We start from the raw sequence: 16,780 nt of genomic DNA on the forward strand, positions 1-16,780 counted from the left end.
GACCCTCCCGCACCGGACCTCTGTTCGGTCAGATCGGCACGGAGCTCGGTCAGCTTCGTGTTCTGCGCCGCCGTCCTGACGCATAGGTGCGGGCAACCGGGGCATCACGCGACGATGCGTGCTCTGACGTGGCAAGGTACCCAGAAGGTTTCCGTCGAGACGGTCCCCGACCCGACCATCCAGCAGCCGACAGACGCGATCGTCCGGATGACGTCGACCGCGATCTGCGGCTCCGACCTGCACCTCTACGACGTCCTCGGAATGTTCCTCGACCCGGGCGACATCCTCGGCCACGAGCCGATGGGCATCGTCGAGGAGGTCGGCCCCGAAGTCACCCACATCCGGCCCGGCGACCGCGTCGTGGTCCCGTTCAACATCTCGTGCGGGCACTGTTGGATGTGCAGCCGCGGCTTCTACGCCCAGTGCGAGACCACCCAGAACGTCGAGCAGGGCAAAGGTGCGTCGCTGTTCGGCTACACCAAGCTCTACGGACAGGTGCCGGGGGCGCAGGCCGAGTACCTGCGTGTCCCGCAGGCCCAGTTCGGCCCGATCAAGGTCGAGTCCGAACACCCGGACGAGCGGTTCCTCTACCTGTCCGACGTCCTCACCACGTCCTGGCAGGCGGTCCGCTACGCCGACACGAACCCCGGCGACACGGTCGCGGTGATCGGTCTCGGCCCGATCGGCCAGATGTCGGCCCGGATCGCCAAGTACCTCGGGGCGAACCAGGTCATCGCGGTCGACAACGTGCCCGAGCGGCTGGAGATGGCTCGTCGGCACGGCATCACGGTGCTCGACGAGCGTGAGGTCGACGACATCCCGGCGGCGATCGCCGACCTCACCGACGGGCGCGGCGCGGACGGCGTCGTCGAGGCGGTGGGCATGGAGGCGCACGGGACGCCGTTCCAGGAGTTCGCGCAGCGTGCCGCCGGGCTGCTTCCGGACGCGCTGTCGAAGCCGGCGATCGACAAGATGGGCGTCGACCGGATGGGGGCGCTGCGGACGGCGTTCGCGAGCGTGCGCCGCGCCGGGACCGTGTCGATCATCGGGGTCTACGGCGGCCAGGCCGACCCGTTCCCGATGATGGACCTGTTCGACAAGGGCGTGACCCTGCGGATGGGCCAGGCCCACGTCAAGCGCTGGGTCGACGAGATCATGCCCGCGCTGACCGGCGCCGACGACCCGCTCGGCACCGAGGACCTGCGGACGCACTCCCTCGGGCTGGAGCAGGCCCCGGAGGCCTACGACATGTTCAAGGACAAGAAGGACGGCTGCATCAAGGTCGTGCTCAAGCCGTAGGAGACACGAATCGGCCGGGTCGCCGCTCGCGACCCGGCCGATTTCCGTCTCAGTTCTCGGCCGACCCCGGTTCGGCCATCCGCCGGTGCATCTCCGCTTTCGCCCGGTCGGGCAGGAACTTCGCCGCGGCCTCCTGCGCCTTCGTGGTGAGGCTCGCCGCGACGACGCGCGACTCGCCCTTCATCAGCGCCTCGAACCCCTGCTTCGCGACGTCGGCCGGGTCGTCCTTGCTGTCGCTCGCGCCGACCTTGGTGTCGAGCATGTCGGCGCGCTCGAAGAACCCCGTCTCGGTGGGGCCGGGCATCAGCGAGGTCACCGTGACCCCGGTGCCCCGGAGTTCGGCCTGCAGTGCCTCGGCGAACGACTGCACGAACGACTTCGACGCGTTGTACACGGCCTGGTAGGTGCCCGGCATCGTCGACGCGATCGACGAGGTGAACAGCACCTTGCCCTCGCCCCGTTCCACCATGGCCGGTAGGACGCGTTTGGCCAGGTGAACCGTCGAGCGGACGTTGACGTCGATGATCTCCATCTCGTCGCGGAGATCGGTGTCCCGGACGAAGTCACCGCCGGCACCGCGCCCGGCGTTCAGCGCGATCGCGTCCACCGGGCGGCCGGCCGCCACGATCGCCTGATGGAGGTGTTCGACGCCGCTGGTGGACGCCAGGTCGATCTGGACGACGTCGACGCGGTGGCCGGCGTCGCGCCGCAGATCGATCGCGGCGGCGTTCACGTCCTCGTCCTCGGCGGTGATCAGCAGGTCGAAGCCGTGGGCGGCGAACTGCCTGGCCAGTTCGTACCCGATGCCACTGGACGCGCCGGTAACCACGGCGAACGGCTTGTTAGTCATCTGGGAACCTCCTCCGGTGTTTTCCAGGCGTGCCCGGAGGTCGGCGGTCTATGCCTGCGCGAGTGAGGGGCCGTGGCCGGACGGCACCCGGTGCCGGGCCGTCAGCCGATGAGTGGTCACGCCCAGCAGGCCGAGGCTCACGGCCGCGAGGATCGCGTAGGCGATGGTGTTCCCGAGCGAGTCCCACGCCGTGTGCAGAGCGACCGCGACGGCGAACACGCCGACGAACCGCATCACCGCGGACGCGTGCCAGTGGCTCTCGGCGGCGTACCAGAGCGCGGCCGCGGTCAGACCGGTCCAGGCCATGTGCGCGGCCGGGCTCAGCACCCCGCGCAGGAAGAGCACGTCGTCGACCGCGCCGATGTCGCCCTTCGACTGGATCAGCGTGACGAACGCGTAGCCCATCGTCTCCAGCGTCGCGAACCCGGCGCCGGAGGCCACCCCGATCAGCAGACCGTCGGCCGGCTTGCGGGGCTTGAGCACGAAGACCAGGACGAGCGGCGCGATCAGCTTCGCGCTCTCCTCGATCAGCCCGACCGCGACCATCGGCAGCACCCCGAGGTCGTGCAGCGTGTCGTACTCCAGCACGCCGGCGGTCACGACGCCGATGACGCCGCCGACGAGTGCGGTGAGCGCGAGCGTGCCGCCGCTGACGCCGTACTCGATCCGGCGTCCGGCGAGGAACGCGACGAACGTCATCGGCACCACCGCGGCGCCGAGGAGGATCAGCGAGGGGATCAGATTCGGGTTCCCGGTGTCGAGCGTGGCCCGGCGCACGGCGTAGAACAGGGCCAGCCCGATGACCAGCACGGCCACCCAGGACCAGCGACGCGCGAACCTCATGACGTCCATCCCCTCGCTTGGTTGTTGTCAGCAACCTTCCCCGGGGCGTGGGGATTCACGTCAATGTGTAGCGCACCAGACAGCAGTCAGCCGGAAAAATCGTGCGTCAGCCACACCGTGCCGTTTTCGTCCCGGATCACGTCGACGCCGATCCGGGTCAGGTCCGGGTTCAGGATGTTCTTGCGGTGGCCGTCGTCCGGGGGAACCTCGGCCAGCATGCTGTCGGTCAGGCCGACCGCCATCTGGGTCTGGCCGCTGGCGTTGTCGTCGACCGGTCCGCCGGTGCCGACGTTCTCCGCGACCGAGGACCACGAGACGCCCTGCGCGCTGATCCGGTCGCCGATGCCGGACTCGCCGTCGCACTGGTGCGAGAGCCCGCACCCGTCGGCCATCTGCAGGTTGTGTTCGTGGGCGGCGGCGACCAGTTTGGTGTCCATGGTCAGCGCGCCCAGGCCCTCCTCGGCGCGGGCCTCGTTGATCCGGGCCAGCACCGCGAGCTCGGGCGAACCGGTGCTCGCTCCGGGCGCCTTCGTCGAGCGGCGTGGGCTCGGGCTCGCGCTGCCCGGTTTCGGGCCGGCGGTCGTGCCGGTCGCGGCCCGGGGAGGCCCGCCGGCTAAGCGTGGCCGCGCGGCCGACGCGCTCGGGCTCGCCGACTCCGACGGCTGCGCCGACTCGTCGACCGCGGGGTAGTCCGTCGCCTGCGGCACGAGCGTCTCGGCGGTCTGGATCGCCGCGCTGGCGTCCCCGGAGTCCTCGCCGGTGAGGCCGACGACCGCGATGCCTCCGGTGGCGAGCGCGGCGACGACGGCCACCCCACCGATTACGAGACGGGCACGGTTCGGCGAGCGGCGACGTCTGTGCACGGTATTCAGCCTCACCTGTCACAGGCGAACCGTGAACGTCATTCAGTCGCGCTTAAGGCGAGTTTGCGGCCGATCTAATTCGCGCGACCTCGGCGGCGTCGGCAGCGACCTCTGCCCGGGGGCGTGGACGAGGACGGCGTCCACCAATTCGTCACGCTCGTCGCAGGAAAGTACCCGGGTCGTTAATTCTCCGGCAGAGGGTTGACACTCCGGGTCGCGCGCAAGACTCTGTGTTGCACTCACTGCGCTTCATTGCATGATGCGCAACTCTGGCGCCCGCGTGAGGAGCCTTAACAGTGACGGCAACCACGGCACGATCAGGCACACCGGAGCGGGCGGACGACCTTCCCAGCGCGGACGTGGACATCAGCGTCCGGAACCTCTGGAAGGTGTTCGGGCCGAAGGCCGACCGGGTGCCCACCGACCCCGAGCTGGCCGCACTGCCCCGCACCGAGCTCAAGGAGAAGACCGGCTGCCTCGCCGCGGTCTGCGACCTGAGCTTCGACGTCGAGCCCGGCCAGGTCTTCGTCGTGATGGGACTGTCGGGCTCCGGCAAGTCGACGCTGGTGCGGTGCCTCACGCGGCTGATCGAACCGACCGCCGGTGAGGTCCTGATCCAGGGCCGGAACATCCGCGAGGCCGACGAGAAGGCGCTGCGCGAGCTGCGCCGGCACCAGGTCTCGATGGTGTTCCAGCACTTCGGGCTGTTGCCGCACCGCCGGGTGATCGACAACGTGGCCTACGGGCTGGAGATCCGCGGCGAGAAGAAGACCGACCGGCTGGCCCGGGCCCACGAGGTCATCGAGCTCGTCGGGTTGAAGGGCTTCGAGAACTCGCTGCCGCGTCAGCTCTCCGGCGGCATGCAGCAGCGGGTCGGCCTGGCCCGCGCGCTCGCCGGCGACCCGGGCGTGCTGCTGTTCGACGAGCCGTTCTCCGCGCTCGACCCACTGATCCGCCGGGACATGCAGAACGAGGTCATCCGGCTGCACCGCGAGGTCGGCAAGACGATGGTCTTCATCACCCACGACCTGTCCGAGGCGCTCAAGCTCGGCGACCGGATCCTGATCATGCGCGACGGCCGCCAGGTTCAGGTCGGTACCGGCGCGGAGCTGGTGGGCGCGCCCGCCGACGACTACGTGCGCGACTTCGTCCAGGAAGTACCGAAGGCCAACGTGCTGACGCTGCGCTGGATCATGCGGCCACCCGCGGCCGACGAGGTGCTCGACGGCCCCGAGCTGGACCCCGACGTGCTGGTCAAGGACGCGGTGCGGGCCGTGCTCGAAGCCACCGCCCCGGTGAGAGTCGTCGAGAGCGGCGAGTTGCTCGGGGTCGTCGGCGACGCGGAGGTGCTCGGCGTGGTGGCGGAGTCGTGAGCATCGCGCTGCCCCGCACAAAAGCACTGGGCAGGCCGAACCGCGGCTGGAGCATCGTCGGCATCCTGGCCGTCTGGCTGGTCGGGTACGCGGCGTTCCACGGGAAACAGACCCTTGCGTTGGCCCCGGCCGACATCAACGGCTTCCACCAGTCGCTCAACGACCTGAACGGCTCGGTCGGGGCGAACCGGAACTCCAACCCGCTTTTCCTGTACTTCTTCAACGAGATCAAGGTCGGCATCGACCAGATCGTCGTGTTCCTGCAGCACCTGATCTCCCAGCCGGTCGGCGACCGGCCGCTGCCCTACGTCGGCTGGCTCGGCGTCGTCGCGCTGGCGACGTGGGCCGCGTGGGCGTTCGGCAACTGGCGGGTCTCGCTCCTGACGCTGGCCGGCCTGCTGTTCGTCGGCGCGCAGGGCCTGTGGCAGGAGAGCATGGACACGCTCGCGCTGACGATCACCGCGGTGCTGCTCTCGTTGCTGATCGGCATCCCGCTCGGCATCTGGGCCGGCGTCTCCAACCGCTTCAACAACGTCGTCACGCCGGTGCTCGACCTGATGCAGACGATGCCGACGTTCGTCTACCTCGCGCCGCTCACGCTGCTGTTCCTGATCGGACCGGCGGCCGCGACGATCGCCACGCTGATCTACGCGGTGCCACCGGTGATCCGGCTGACCGCGCACGGCATCCGCGAGGTGCCCACCGACAGCGTCGAGGCGGGGGAGTCGCTCGGCTCCACGCGCGGACAGCTGCTGCGCAAAGTGCTGCTGCCGATGGCCAAGCCGAGCATCGTCGTCGGCATCAACCAGACGATCATGGCCGCGCTCTCGATGGTCACGATCGCGGCGCTCATCGACGCGCCCGGCCTGGGCCAGGTCGTCGTCCGTGCGCTGCAGACGCTCGACGTCGGCACCGCGTTCAACGCCGGCCTGTCGATCGTCGTGCTGGCGATCGTGCTGGACCGGGTGACGACGGCCGCGAGCGTGCGGGTGGAGCGGGAGGCCGGCCCGTCGAAGGCCCGGCGCTACGGCGCCCTCGGCGGTGGGGTGGCCGCGCTGATCGGCGTCTACCTCTCCTACACCTACGTCTGGGCGGCCGAGTTCCCGGACAGCCCGAACATCGGCTCGCCGATCATCCGTGCGGCGACGTCGGTGAGCGACTGGTGTCAGCTGCACCTGGCCGGTTTCACCGGTGGCCTCAAGGACGGTTTCACCGCGGCCGTGCTCAACCCGCTCGAGGCGCTGCTCTCGGGGTCACCGTGGTGGTTGGTGATCGCGGCGATCACCGCGTTCGCCTACGTGCTCGGCACCTGGCGGACGGCGGTGCTGTCGCTGGTGCTGCTGGTGCTGATCATCGGCACCGGCGTCTGGTTCGACGCGATGGTGACGCTCGCCGCGACGCTGGTGGCCACCGTGGTGACCACGGCGCTCGGTCTGGCCGTCGGCATCTGGATGGGGCGTAGCGATCGGGCCGACGCGATCATCCGGCCGGTGCTGGACGCGGCCCAGACGATGCCCGCGTTCGTCTACCTGGTGCCGTTCCTGGCGTTGTTCGAGGCCAGCCGGTTCACCGCTATCGTCGCGGCGGTCGTCTACGCGGCCCCGGTCTGCATCAAGATCATCGCCGACGCGATCCGCGGAGTCTCGCCGACGACCGTGGAAGCGGCCACCGCCGTCGGTTCGAGCCCGTGGCAGATCATCACGAAGGTCCAGGTGCCGATGGCCCGGCGTGGCATCACGCTCGCGGTCAACCAGGGCCTGATCTACGTGCTCGCGATGGTCGTCGTCGGTGGCCTGGTGGGTGCCGGTGCGCTCGGATACGACGTCGTCGCCGGGTTCGTGCAGATCAGCCTGTTCGGCAAGGGCCTGGCGGCCGGCGTCGCGATCGTCCTGCTCGGTGTCCTGCTCGACCGCATCACCCGGGCGGCGGCCAGCGAACGCCTCCCCGCTCCGATCTCCCCTCGGACCCGAACCCCCTAGCTAGGGAGCAGCATGTTTTCGAAGCTCAGACTCGTTGCCCCACTGGCCGCTCTGCTGCTTGTCGCGTCGGCGTGCGGCGGTGCGAAGGTCGGCGAGGAGTCCGGCGGCAGCGACGCCGGCAGCAAGGGCAAGTGCGGAACGGTGAACCTGGCGATCAACCCGTGGGTCGGCTACGAGTCGAACGCGGCGGTCGTCGCGTACGTCGCGGAGAAGCAGCTCGGCTGCAAGGTGGTCAAGAAGAACATCCTCGAGCAGGTCGCCTGGCAGGGCTTCTCCACCGGCGTCGTCGACGTGATCATCGAGAACTGGGGCCACGACGACCTGGTGAAGAAGTACATCACCGACGACAAGGTCGCGGTGGACGCCGGCTCGACCGGCGTGCCGGGCAAGATCGGCTGGTTCGTGCCGCCGTGGCTGGCCAAGGAGCACCCGGACGTCCTGGACTGGAAGAACCTGAACAAGTACGCGGCCGAGTTCAAGACGTCGGAGTCGGGCGGCAAGGGCCAGTTCCTCGCCGGCGACCCGTCGTACGTCACGAACGACGCGGCCCTGGTGCAGAACCTGAAGCTGAACTTCAAGGTGGTCTACTCCGGGTCGGAGACCGCGCTGATCACCGCGATGCGCCAGGCCGAGCAGCAGAAGAAGTGGCTGATCATGTACTTCTACACGCCGCAGTGGTTCCTCAACGAGGTGCCGGCCGTGAACGTGAAGCTGCCCGAGTACAAGTCGGGATGTGACGCCGACGCCAAGAAGGTCGCGTGTGACTACCCCGAGTACGACCTGAACAAGATCGTCAGCAAGAAGTTCGCCGACTCCGGCAGCCCGGCGTACACGCTGGTGAAGAACTTCACGTGGACGGCCGAGGACCAGAACGAGGTCGCGAAGGCGATCGCGGTCGACAAGCTCCCGGCCGAGGACGCGGCCAAGAAGTGGGTCGAGGCCCACCAGGACAAGGTCGACGCCTGGCTGCAGGGTACGTAGGCGCCACCCCCGGCGGCCCTTACGGGGTCGCCGGGGCCTTCGCTCGGGCGACCAGGGCTTTCGGGTCGTCGGCGAGGAAGCTGACCGCGGTGACCTCGCGATCCTTGACGATGATCGGTTCGGTCAGCACGACGCGGACGTTCACCTCGTTGTTCACGGCCACGAACAGCTCGTCGTCGATCAGCCGCAGCGTCCTGATCGACGACTCGAGGTTCGTGCGCTGCGTGGTGACGCTCGCGATGATTTCCCAGGGGAGCTTCAGATCGAAGTTTCCGCCGTGGCGGACCCGGAGCCCCTGGGGCGTCACCAGGTGCGGGTAGGTGCGCATCCCGGCCAGGAGGCCGAGCATCCAGAGCAGACCCCAGATGCCGACGATGTCGGCGACCAGCCGGATGCCCTCCCACGGCAGGATGAAGTGCACGACGACGGTCTCGACGGCCGAGCCGAAGATCCACAGGCACAGCACCGGCGTGACCAGCTGGGCGTACCCGAACGGCTCCCCGCCGCGGACGTCGGGCCTGCGCGCCACCCACCGCGCCAGGTTGCGGTAGATGCGCAGCTCGAACAGGACGGCTCGGCGAATCATGCTGGTCTCCCCTCGGCAATCGCGGCACGCAGCCGCTCCACCACGCCGGTGAGGCTGGTGACGAACTGATCGAGCTCGCCGGGCGTCATCGGCCCGAAGAGCTGCTCGGCGAGCTCGGTCTGGCCGGACCGGAAGGCGCTCACGATGGCCGCGCCCGGCTCGGTCATCGAGACGAGCGTCGCGCGCCGGTCGTCCGGGTGCGGTTCGCGCGTCACGTACCCGGTCTGCTCCAGCCCGTCGACCAGCCCGGTGATGTTGCGTGCGCTCACGTTCAACGCGTCGGCCAGGCTCTTCTGGGTGCTCGGACCCTGCGCGCCGAGCACCCACAGCAGATGCGCGCGCGGCTCGGTGAGATGGTCGCGCGCCAGGCTCTGCGTCATGTCCTCACCGAGCAGGACGGTGAGTTCCAGGACCAGGTCGAGGGCATTCACTGAAGGTGGCACATAGTGAATGTACTTCATTATTACGTAGGTTCACAGACGGTTTATCGGCCGATTCGCCGGGAAGCCGAGCGAAATGAATCAGCCCGCGCAGCAACAGGACGTTCCCGGTACCCAGTCGGAGATGACGCCGCGCCCGGACTGCGGCGAGAGCAGCTACCAGGGCACGGGTCGCCTCGCCGGCAAGGCCGCGATCATCACCGGCGGCGACAGCGGCATCGGCCGCGCCGTCGCGATCGCCTACGCCCGAGAAGGAGCCGACGTCCTCATCTCGTATCTGAGCGAGCACGAGGACGCCAAGGACACCGCGAAGTACGTCGAGGACGCCGGTCGCAAGGCCGTGCTCGTCGCCGGTGACGTGTCGCAGGCCCAGCACTGCCGCGACCTCGTCGCCCGCGCCGTGGAGGAGTTCGGCCGGCTGGACGTCCTGGTCAACAACGCCGCGTTCCAGATGACGCACGAGTCGCTGGACGAGATCCCCGACGACGAGTGGGACTACACGCTCGCGACCAACCTGTCGGCGTTCTTCCACCTGGCCAAGGCCTCGGTGCCGCACATGGGGCCGGGATCGTCGATCATCGGCAGCTCGTCGGTGAACTCCGACATGCCCAACCCGACGCTGGCGCCGTACGCGGCGACAAAAGCGGCGATCGCGAACTTCTGCGCGAGCCTGGCGCAGATGCTCGGCGAGAAGGGGATCCGGGTCAACAGCGTCGCTCCCGGACCGATCTGGACGCCACTGATCCCGGCCACGATGCCGCCGGAGAAGGTGGCGAAGTTCGGCGAGAACACGCCGCTCGGCCGGGCCGGTCAGCCGGTGGAGCTGGCGCCGGTCTACGTGCTGCTCGCGTCGGACGAGGGCAGCTACATCTCCGGCGCTCGCGTCGCGGTCACCGGCGGCCGCCCGATCCTCTGAGCCGAATCGCGGAGTCGGCCGGACCTGCCGGTGACCGTCGAGGACACGGCCTAGAGGTCCTGCCCCCCGGACGCCTCGATCCGCTGACCGGTGATCCAGCCGCTGCGGTCGCTCAGCAGTGAGGCGGCCACGGTGCCGATGTCCTCCGGCCGGCCGACGCGGCCCAGCGCGATCCGCTGCGACAGCATCTCCTGGAGCCCGGGGTTGTCACGCACGGCGCCACCGGCGAAGTCGGTCGCGATCACGCCGGGAGCCAGCGTGTTCACGGTGATGCCACGCGGTCCCAGCTCCTGGGCCAGGTACCGGGTGAACACCTCGACCGCACCCTTCATCGCCGCGTACGCCGCGTAGCCGGGGCTGGTGAACCGGGCCAGGCCGGTGGACAGGTTGAGGACCCGGCCACCGTCGGCCAGCAGCGGGATCAGCCGCTGGGTGAGGAAGAACGGGCCGCGCAGGTGCACGCCGAGCAGCGAGTCGAACTGCTCGACGGTCGTGTCGGCGATCGACGCGTAGACACCGGTGCCGGCGTTGTTCACGAGGTAGTCGAACGTGTCCCGGCCCCAACGGTCGGCCAGCGCGCCGCGGACCTCGTCCACGAACGCCTCGTGCGCGGCGAGATCGCCGACGTCGAGGCGGAACGCCACGGCCGTGCGGCCGAGCTTCGTCAGCTCGTCGACGACCTCTTGGGCCTCGTCGGCGTTCGACCGGTACGTGAGGATCACGTCGACGCCGTCCTCGGCGAGGCGGAGCGCGGTGTTCCGGCCGAGCCCACGGTTGGCTCCGGTGATCACGGCGATTTTGGACATGGGTGTCTCCAGGGAGTGTGCGGATTACGGGGTTCAGACGTCGACGCGGTCACCGATGACCGAGAGGAGCTGCAACTTCTCGTAGCTCTCGGTGCCGGGCGTCGCGGTGAAGACCAGCAGGCTCTGCGACTGGTCCGGGTCGAGGAGGGTTTGGCACTGCACTTCGAGGATGCCGAGCTCGGGGTGGTTGATGCGCTTGAACTCGGGGTGACCGGCGCTGATGTCGTGCTCGGCCCAGACGGCGGCGAACTCGGGGCTCTCGGCCAGCAGCGCGTCCACGAGCGCTGCCGACCGTGACCCGCTGCCCTCGGCCAGGTAGGCGTCGCGCAGCTTCGCGGTGAACGCCCGGCCGTGGATCGGGTGGTCGTCCTCCGGGTAGATCACCCGCGACCGCGGGTCGGTGTACCAGCGGTAGACCGTGGCCCTGGCCATGCCGGTGAACTTCAGCTGGTCACCGAGCAGGGCCTTCGCCATCCTCGTCTGGCGCAGCGTCTCGCCCAGGCGGGTCATCACCAGGGCGGGAGTGTCGTCGAGCCGGTCGAGGATCCGCATGATGCCGGGGTTGACGTGATCGGTGCGGATCGCCCGCTGCGGCGCCGTGTGGCCGGCGATCCGGAACAGGTGGTCCCGCTCGTTCAGCGTCAGGTGCAGCCCGCGGGCGATCGCGGCCAGCATCTGCTCGGACGGGTTCGGGCCCCGTTGCTGCTCGATCCGGCTGTAGTAGTCGGCCGACATGCCGCAGAGCGCGGCGACCTCCTCGCGACGGAGCCCGCCGGTACGCCGGCGCGGCCCACGGGGAAGCCCGACGTCCTCCGGCTGCAGAGCCTCCCGCCGCGAGCGGAGGAAATCCGCCAACTGCGCCCGGTCCGCCATCGTTCCTCCCCTCGTCGCCTGCCGACGGGACCAAGCATCACCCGTTCCGCGGCCGACAGGTAGGACACGTTCATCCAGGGATCGTTCGTCCCTGTCTGAGGGTCTGGCTGGGGAGCTCGCCGAACGCGGCGTGATAGGCCGCGGCGAACCGGCTGCGGTCGGCGAAGCCCCAGCGCCGAGCGGCGTCGGCGACCGTGGAACCGTCTCCGGGCTGCGCGTTCTGCAGCTCCTCACGCACGCGGTTCAGGCGGACCCGGTACAGCTGGCCGAGCGGCGTGGTGTCCAGGTGCCGGGCGAACGCGGCCTGCAGCGAGCGGGTGCTGACGCCGACCGCCGCCGCGATCGACTCGAGCGTCACCGGCTCCGCGGCGTGCTCCTCGATGAACTCGACCGCCCGCCGCACCACCGAGGGACCCGACCAGCCCGACCCGGGCACGTAGTCGATCCTCATCGTCGTGTTCGGGAACGCGGCCAGCACCGCGGTGGTGGCCGCCTCCATCACCGCGGAGAGCAGCAGTGGATGCACCTCGAGCGGCTCGGAGCCGTTGAACACGCCCGTGATGTAGGCGGTCGTCGCCCGCCAGTGCCTGGTCATGGCGGCCGAGACCGGCGTCATGCCCTCGAAGCGGAACTCCGCCGGGTCGACGCCGAGCCGGGCCGCCGCCCGCGTCGTCAGCTCCCCGGGCATCTGGATCACCTCGTACGCCACCTCGTCCATGACGAAGTCCAGCGGGACGTGGCGCGGGTACAGCACGCACTCACCGGGGCCGGCCACCACCCGCGCGCGCCCGGACGAGATGTCGAAGCGCCCCTCGCGGACCCGCAGGACGAGCGTGGTGTCGAACGGGTCGGCGTTGATCACGATGTTCGCCTGGTACTTGGCCCGGTCCAGCGTGAGTGCCCCGGCCCGCACCGACCGCGACGTGAAGCGGAAGGCGCGCGCGTCGCCGGAGATCCGCGGCTCGTGCTCCACGTACCGACGGCTGATCAGCTCCTGGACCTCTGCCATGTCCCGGGAGTCGAACGTGTCCCGTTCGACGTTCACCGAAGTGCCCATGCGTGAATCCCCCTCACCCGCCGCGAACTGAGGCTGAACCTCTCGAGCGTCGGAATCAACCCCGTAGCGTGTGGTAGCGACGGTTCGAGGCGCCACCAATCCACGGGCTGACCGGCTCCGAATGACCAGCGGACCCCGTCGACACAGGAGGGCACGTATGGACCGCTGGAGGCGCGCTCGCGCTACGGCACCGCCGCCCGACAGTGACGACACCGACGTGTTGGGCACGTTGCTCACCCGGGTCGGCCGAGGCGACGACGACGCGTTCGCGGGCCTCTACGACGAGGTGTCGCCGCGCGTCTACGGCGTGATCCTGCGTGTGGTCCGGGACCCCTCCCAGGCCGAGGAGGTCGCCCAGGAGGTGCTCGTCGAGGTCTGGCGCACGGCCGCCCGCTTCGATCCGGCCCGCGGCACGGCGTCGGGATGGATCCTCACGTTGGCGCACCGGCGCGCGGTGGACCGGGTACGCGCGGCGCAGGCCGCGACCGACCGCGAGAAGCGGGTGGCGGTGCCGGAGGCGCCGGCGTACGACGCGGTGGCCGACGAGGTCGCCGGGCGGCTCGAGCACCAGCAGGTGCGGCGATGTCTGCGAGGCCTGACCGACGTCCAGCGTGAAGCGATCACGCTGGCGTACTACGGCGGCCAGACCTACCGCGAGGTGGCGGCGACGCTCGACCTCGCGCTACCCACTGTGAAGACCCGGATGCGGGACGGCCTGATCCGGTTGCGCGACTGCCTCGGAGTAGGCCGATGAACGAACACCCGGAGTTGCTGAACGGCGCCTACGCCCTGGACGCGCTCGACGACATCGAGCGGGCCGCCGTCGAGCGCCACCTGCGGACGTGCCCCACCTGCGCGGTCGAAGTGGCGGAGTTCGCCGAGGCCGCCGCGCGGCTCGGCGGGGCCTCGGAGGCGGCGCCGCCGCCCGAGCTACGCAACCGCGTGCTGGCCGCGGCGCGAGCCACCCGGCAGACCCCGTCGCGCGTCGCCGGCCTGCGACCGCCGCGCGGGCGACGGCTGGCCGCGGTGGCCGCGGCGGTCGCGGTGCTGGCCGGCGCGGTCGGGACGACGTGGTGGGTGCAGGAGACGCGGGTCGGTGACGAGCGTGCCCGGGTGGTGGCGGCGCAGCAGGAGAGCGCCCGGGTGCGGGCCGTGCTCGCCGCGCCCGACGCGACGCTGCGGGTCTCGTCCGACGTTCCATCGGGTCGCTTCACCGCGGTGTACTCGGCCTCGCAGGAGGCGGCCGTGCTGACGTTCGGCGGGCTCGGTGACGTGCCGAGCGGCAAGACGTACCAGCTCTGGCGGATCTCCGGCGAGGTTCCCCGCAACCTCTCGGTGCTGCCGCCGGACGCCCGCGGCGGATCCCGCGTGGTCGAGGATCTGGCGCCGGGCGACAAGCTGGCGGTGAGCGTCGAGAACGAGGGCGGTGCCCAGCAGCCCACGTTCCCGTACGCGTCCGTGGCGATGTCCTAGCGTGATATCCCCGGGGACATGAAGACCTGGCTCACCTGGGTGGTGCTCGCGGTCACGGCGGTGACCACCGCGCTGGGGTACGCGGTGCCCGCGTTCTCCGACGCGCTGGCCCGCGACCCGGCGTTCTTCGACGGGCAGTACTGGCGCCTGGTGACGCCGATCCTGGTGAACCCGGAGGGCTGGGGGCAGATCATCACCAACGGCATCGGGTTGGTGGTGTTCGGATCGATCGCCGAGCGCGTCTTCGGCCGGCGCGCGTGGCTCGCGCTGTACCTCACCGGGGGAGTGGTCGGCGAGATCTACAGCTATGCGCTCGAGTACTACAGCGCCGGGTCGTCGGTGGCGGTCGCGGGTCTGCTCGGGGGGTGGGCGGCCTGGCTCCTCAGCGGGGCCGCGAAGCTTCCGCTGCCGGCGCGGGTCGGTGCGGGCGTCGTGCCGGTCCTCGGAGCGTTCCTCGCCGCGACCGGCGACAACCACGGCGCCCCGCTGCTGGCCGGCACGGTACTCGGCGGAGTCCTCGCCTGGCGCTACCCGCTGCCACCGGCGCAGTCCCTCCGAGAGCAGTAGCCCGCATGGGGCGGGCGGTAGCGCGTCATGGGGCGGGCGGTAGCGCGTCACGGCGCGAGCGGCAGCGAGGTGGCGCGTACACGGCTCGAGCGGCAGCGGCGCGGCACCGGGCAGCTGGTTGGGGCGCGGGCGGCACCTCGTAGCACGTGGCGGTCGCGGGTGGCGCGGTGGCGCGGTGGCGCGTGGCGGTCGCGGTGGCGCGTAGCGGTCGCGGGTGGTGCGCACCTCGTCACTGCGGGGTGGCGCGGTAGCGCGTACCTGGTCGCGGGGTGAGCGTCAGGCGGTGCCGCGCAGGAACGCCGTGAGTACTCGGGTGAGGCGTGGGCCGACCTCGACGATCGCGTGGCCGAGGCGCGGATCGCTGCGATAGAGCGCCTCGATCTCCGGGCCGGGCGTGGCCATCTGCCAGAGCGCGCCCGCCAGCGAGGTCGCCGTCGCGATCAGATCGACGCCCTGCTCCTCGGTCAGGCCCGGCCGCAGACGCCGGAACTCGGCGACGATCGCCTCGACCTGCTCCAGCGTCACGAGCTTGAACTCGCGCACCGACTCGAGCGACACGTTGCGCTCCAGGTTCAGCGGCGCCTGCGCGAGCAGATCGCAGAACATCGGCCGGCTGACCAGCGACTCCGCGATCTCCTCGGCGATCCGCTCCGGGGACGCCCCGCCGGGCGTCCAGGGCGCGAGCCGGGTGAGGAGATCCGGCCCCCACTCCCGCCAGCCCTCCGCGGTGAGCAATAGATATATCTGTTCCCGCGTCTCGAAGTATCGCAACAGCGCCGACTTGTGCATGCCGACCGCGTTGGCGATATCAGTCAGCGTGATCTGCCTGATGCCCCGCTCGAGGCCCAGCCGGCGGGCGGCCTCCAGGATCGCCTGCTCCCGTTGCTGCTTCGCTTCCACCGACCGCGCCCGCTGCACGTCCCCAGCATATCGCAACACTGTTGCGGTATTAACGAAACCGCGTTTTACTAAGAGCATGTCCGTTTGGTTCATCACCGGTTCGTCCCGCGGCTTCGGCCGCTCACTCGTCCGCGCCGCTCTCGACGCCGGACACCAGGTCGTCGCCACCGCGCGCCGGCCCGAGACCCTGTCCGAGTTCGGCGACCAGGTCCTCCCGGTCGCGCTCGACGTCACCGACCCCCAGGCCGTCCACGCCGCACTCGCCGCGGGCGTGGAGCGCTTCGGCCGCATCGACGTCGTGGTCAACAACGCTGGCTACGCGAACGTCGCCCCGATCGAAACCGGCGACGAGGCCGACTTCCGCGCGCAGTTCGAGACCAACTTCTGGGGCGTCTACCACGTGTCGCGAGCGGCGATCCCGCAGCTCCGAGCCCAGGGCGGCGGCACGATCGTGCAGTTCTCCTCGATCGGCGGGCGCGTCGGCGGCTCGCCGGGGATCGCGTCCTACCAGGCCGCGAAGTTCGCGGTCGACGGGTTCAGCCGGGTGCTGGCCGCCGAGACCGCACCGTTCGGGGTGCGTGTGATGGTGGTGGAGCCCAGCGGGTTCGCCACCGACTGGGCCGGTGCGTCGATGACGATCCACGACATCCCGGCCGAGTACGACGCCACGATCGGCGTCATGCAGCGCCGGGTCCGCGCCAACGACGCCGGCGCGGCCGGTGACCCCGACCGGGCGGCCGAGATCATCGTGCGTGCGGCGAGCCGCGAGAACCCGCCCTCGCACCTGCCCCTCGGGGTCAACGCGGTGGAGATGGCCCGCGCCTACTCCGAGCGCCAGCTGGACGAGGGGGCGGCCTGGGCCGCCGTGGGCCGCAGCGCCGACTTCACCGAGCCCTACCCGGCCCCTCACCCCGACGAGAAACTGGCGTGACCACCGCTTTCCGGGCCCATTCCGACGGAGATGAGCCCGGAAA

The 16,780-nt window shown here is 70.2% G+C and carries 18 protein-coding genes; 9 read left to right on the forward strand and 9 right to left on the reverse strand.

Translation table 11 applies throughout. The annotated features are described in order from the left end of the window. Positions 1-114: 114 nt before the first annotated feature. Positions 115-1,299 carry a zinc-dependent alcohol dehydrogenase gene (locus tag CRYAR_RS04235; RefSeq protein ID WP_035848601.1) on the forward strand — a complete coding sequence of 395 codons (1,185 nt, stop codon included), beginning with the start codon at positions 115-117 and terminating at the stop codon, positions 1,297-1,299. Positions 1,300-1,348: 49 nt separating this feature from the next. On the opposite strand, the gene CRYAR_RS04240 is transcribed toward CRYAR_RS04235, so the two are convergent. The 3 genes from CRYAR_RS04240 to CRYAR_RS04250 form a co-directional block, all read right to left on the reverse strand. Further along, complete coding sequence (locus CRYAR_RS04240; protein ID WP_035848602.1) at positions 1,349-2,149, reverse strand: SDR family NAD(P)-dependent oxidoreductase; 801 nt, start codon at positions 2,147-2,149, stop codon at positions 1,349-1,351. Positions 2,150-2,197: 48 nt separating this feature from the next. Further along, positions 2,198-2,992: a PrsW family intramembrane metalloprotease gene (locus tag CRYAR_RS04245; RefSeq protein WP_063725862.1), complete on the reverse strand. Its 795-nt coding sequence runs from the start codon at positions 2,990-2,992 to the stop codon at positions 2,198-2,200. Positions 2,993-3,078: 86 nt separating this feature from the next. Continuing rightward, positions 3,079-3,804, reverse strand: a complete 726-nt coding sequence (locus CRYAR_RS04250; RefSeq protein WP_051569719.1) for a CAP domain-containing protein — start codon at positions 3,802-3,804, stop codon at positions 3,079-3,081. A 410-nt stretch (positions 3,805-4,214) separates the two neighbouring features. On the opposite strand from CRYAR_RS04250, the gene CRYAR_RS04255 reads away from it, so the two are divergent. From CRYAR_RS04255 to CRYAR_RS04265, 3 genes are read left to right on the forward strand one after another with little or no spacing between them, the layout of a single operon-like run. Then, positions 4,215-5,228 (forward strand): quaternary amine ABC transporter ATP-binding protein, encoded by a 1,014-nt coding sequence (locus CRYAR_RS04255; RefSeq protein WP_211247926.1) that lies wholly within the window; start codon positions 4,215-4,217, stop codon positions 5,226-5,228. Continuing rightward, positions 5,225-7,207 (forward strand): ABC transporter permease, encoded by a 1,983-nt coding sequence (locus CRYAR_RS04260; protein WP_051569720.1) that lies wholly within the window; start codon positions 5,225-5,227, stop codon positions 7,205-7,207. The genes CRYAR_RS04255 and CRYAR_RS04260 overlap by 4 nt, the downstream gene beginning before the upstream one ends. 12 nt (positions 7,208-7,219) lie before the next feature. Continuing rightward, on the forward strand, positions 7,220-8,188 hold the full coding sequence (locus tag CRYAR_RS04265) for an ABC transporter substrate-binding protein (protein WP_035848607.1): 969 nt from the start codon (positions 7,220-7,222) through the stop codon (positions 8,186-8,188). A 19-nt stretch (positions 8,189-8,207) separates the two neighbouring features. Here the strand turns inward: CRYAR_RS04265 and CRYAR_RS04270 are convergent, their stop codons facing one another. Together CRYAR_RS04270 and CRYAR_RS04275 are read right to left on the reverse strand one after the other, a co-directional pair. Further along, positions 8,208-8,774 (reverse strand): hypothetical protein, encoded by a 567-nt coding sequence (locus CRYAR_RS04270; RefSeq protein ID WP_035848608.1) that lies wholly within the window; start codon positions 8,772-8,774, stop codon positions 8,208-8,210. Continuing rightward, positions 8,771-9,217: a MarR family winged helix-turn-helix transcriptional regulator gene (locus tag CRYAR_RS04275; protein WP_035860544.1), complete on the reverse strand. Its 447-nt coding sequence runs from the start codon at positions 9,215-9,217 to the stop codon at positions 8,771-8,773. The genes CRYAR_RS04270 and CRYAR_RS04275 overlap by 4 nt, the downstream gene beginning before the upstream one ends. A gap of 73 nt (positions 9,218-9,290) precedes the next feature. Here CRYAR_RS04275 and CRYAR_RS04280 point away from each other — a divergent pair, with 73 nt between their 5' ends. After that, entirely contained in the window at positions 9,291-10,130 is an 840-nt protein-coding gene (locus CRYAR_RS04280; protein ID WP_035848610.1) for a glucose 1-dehydrogenase, read from the forward strand. Positions 10,131-10,180: 50 nt separating this feature from the next. On the opposite strand, the gene CRYAR_RS04285 is transcribed toward CRYAR_RS04280, so the two are convergent. From CRYAR_RS04285 to CRYAR_RS42660, 3 genes are all read right to left on the reverse strand, one after another. Further along, positions 10,181-10,936 (reverse strand): SDR family NAD(P)-dependent oxidoreductase, encoded by a 756-nt coding sequence (locus CRYAR_RS04285; protein WP_035848611.1) that lies wholly within the window; start codon positions 10,934-10,936, stop codon positions 10,181-10,183. A 33-nt stretch (positions 10,937-10,969) separates the two neighbouring features. After that, a complete protein-coding gene (locus CRYAR_RS04290; RefSeq protein WP_035848612.1) occupies positions 10,970-11,809 on the reverse strand; it encodes a helix-turn-helix transcriptional regulator in 840 nt (279 codons plus the stop codon). Positions 11,810-11,879: 70 nt separating this feature from the next. Further along, positions 11,880-12,866 carry an AraC family transcriptional regulator gene (locus CRYAR_RS42660; RefSeq protein WP_051569722.1) on the reverse strand — a complete coding sequence of 329 codons (987 nt, stop codon included), beginning with the start codon at positions 12,864-12,866 and terminating at the stop codon, positions 11,880-11,882. A gap of 157 nt (positions 12,867-13,023) precedes the next feature. Between CRYAR_RS42660 and sigK the strand changes: the two genes are divergently transcribed. Genes sigK through CRYAR_RS04310 form a run of 3 tightly spaced genes read left to right on the forward strand, consistent with a single transcriptional unit; the run spans position 13,024 to position 14,906 of the window. After that, positions 13,024-13,620 (forward strand): ECF RNA polymerase sigma factor SigK, encoded by a 597-nt coding sequence (gene sigK / locus CRYAR_RS04300; RefSeq protein ID WP_084700051.1) that lies wholly within the window; start codon positions 13,024-13,026, stop codon positions 13,618-13,620. Continuing rightward, complete coding sequence (locus CRYAR_RS04305; protein ID WP_035848615.1) at positions 13,617-14,339, forward strand: anti-sigma factor; 723 nt, start codon at positions 13,617-13,619, stop codon at positions 14,337-14,339. The genes sigK and CRYAR_RS04305 overlap by 4 nt, the downstream gene beginning before the upstream one ends. Positions 14,340-14,357: 18 nt before the next feature. Beyond that, entirely contained in the window at positions 14,358-14,906 is a 549-nt protein-coding gene (locus CRYAR_RS04310) for a rhomboid family intramembrane serine protease (protein WP_051569723.1), read from the forward strand. 276 nt (positions 14,907-15,182) lie between these two features. Here the strand turns inward: CRYAR_RS04310 and CRYAR_RS04315 are convergent, their stop codons facing one another. Next, complete coding sequence (locus CRYAR_RS04315; RefSeq protein ID WP_211247258.1) at positions 15,183-15,824, reverse strand: TetR/AcrR family transcriptional regulator; 642 nt, start codon at positions 15,822-15,824, stop codon at positions 15,183-15,185. Positions 15,825-15,882: 58 nt separating this feature from the next. Between CRYAR_RS04315 and CRYAR_RS04320 the strand changes: the two genes are divergently transcribed. Next, positions 15,883-16,737, forward strand: coding sequence for an SDR family NAD(P)-dependent oxidoreductase (locus CRYAR_RS04320; RefSeq protein ID WP_035848616.1), 855 nt, complete (start codon positions 15,883-15,885; stop codon positions 16,735-16,737). Positions 16,738-16,780: the final 43 nt, after the last annotated feature.

Source organism: Cryptosporangium arvum DSM 44712 (assembly GCF_000585375.1).
In the GTDB taxonomy this organism is placed as follows: Bacteria; Actinomycetota; Actinomycetes; order Mycobacteriales; family Cryptosporangiaceae; genus Cryptosporangium; species Cryptosporangium arvum.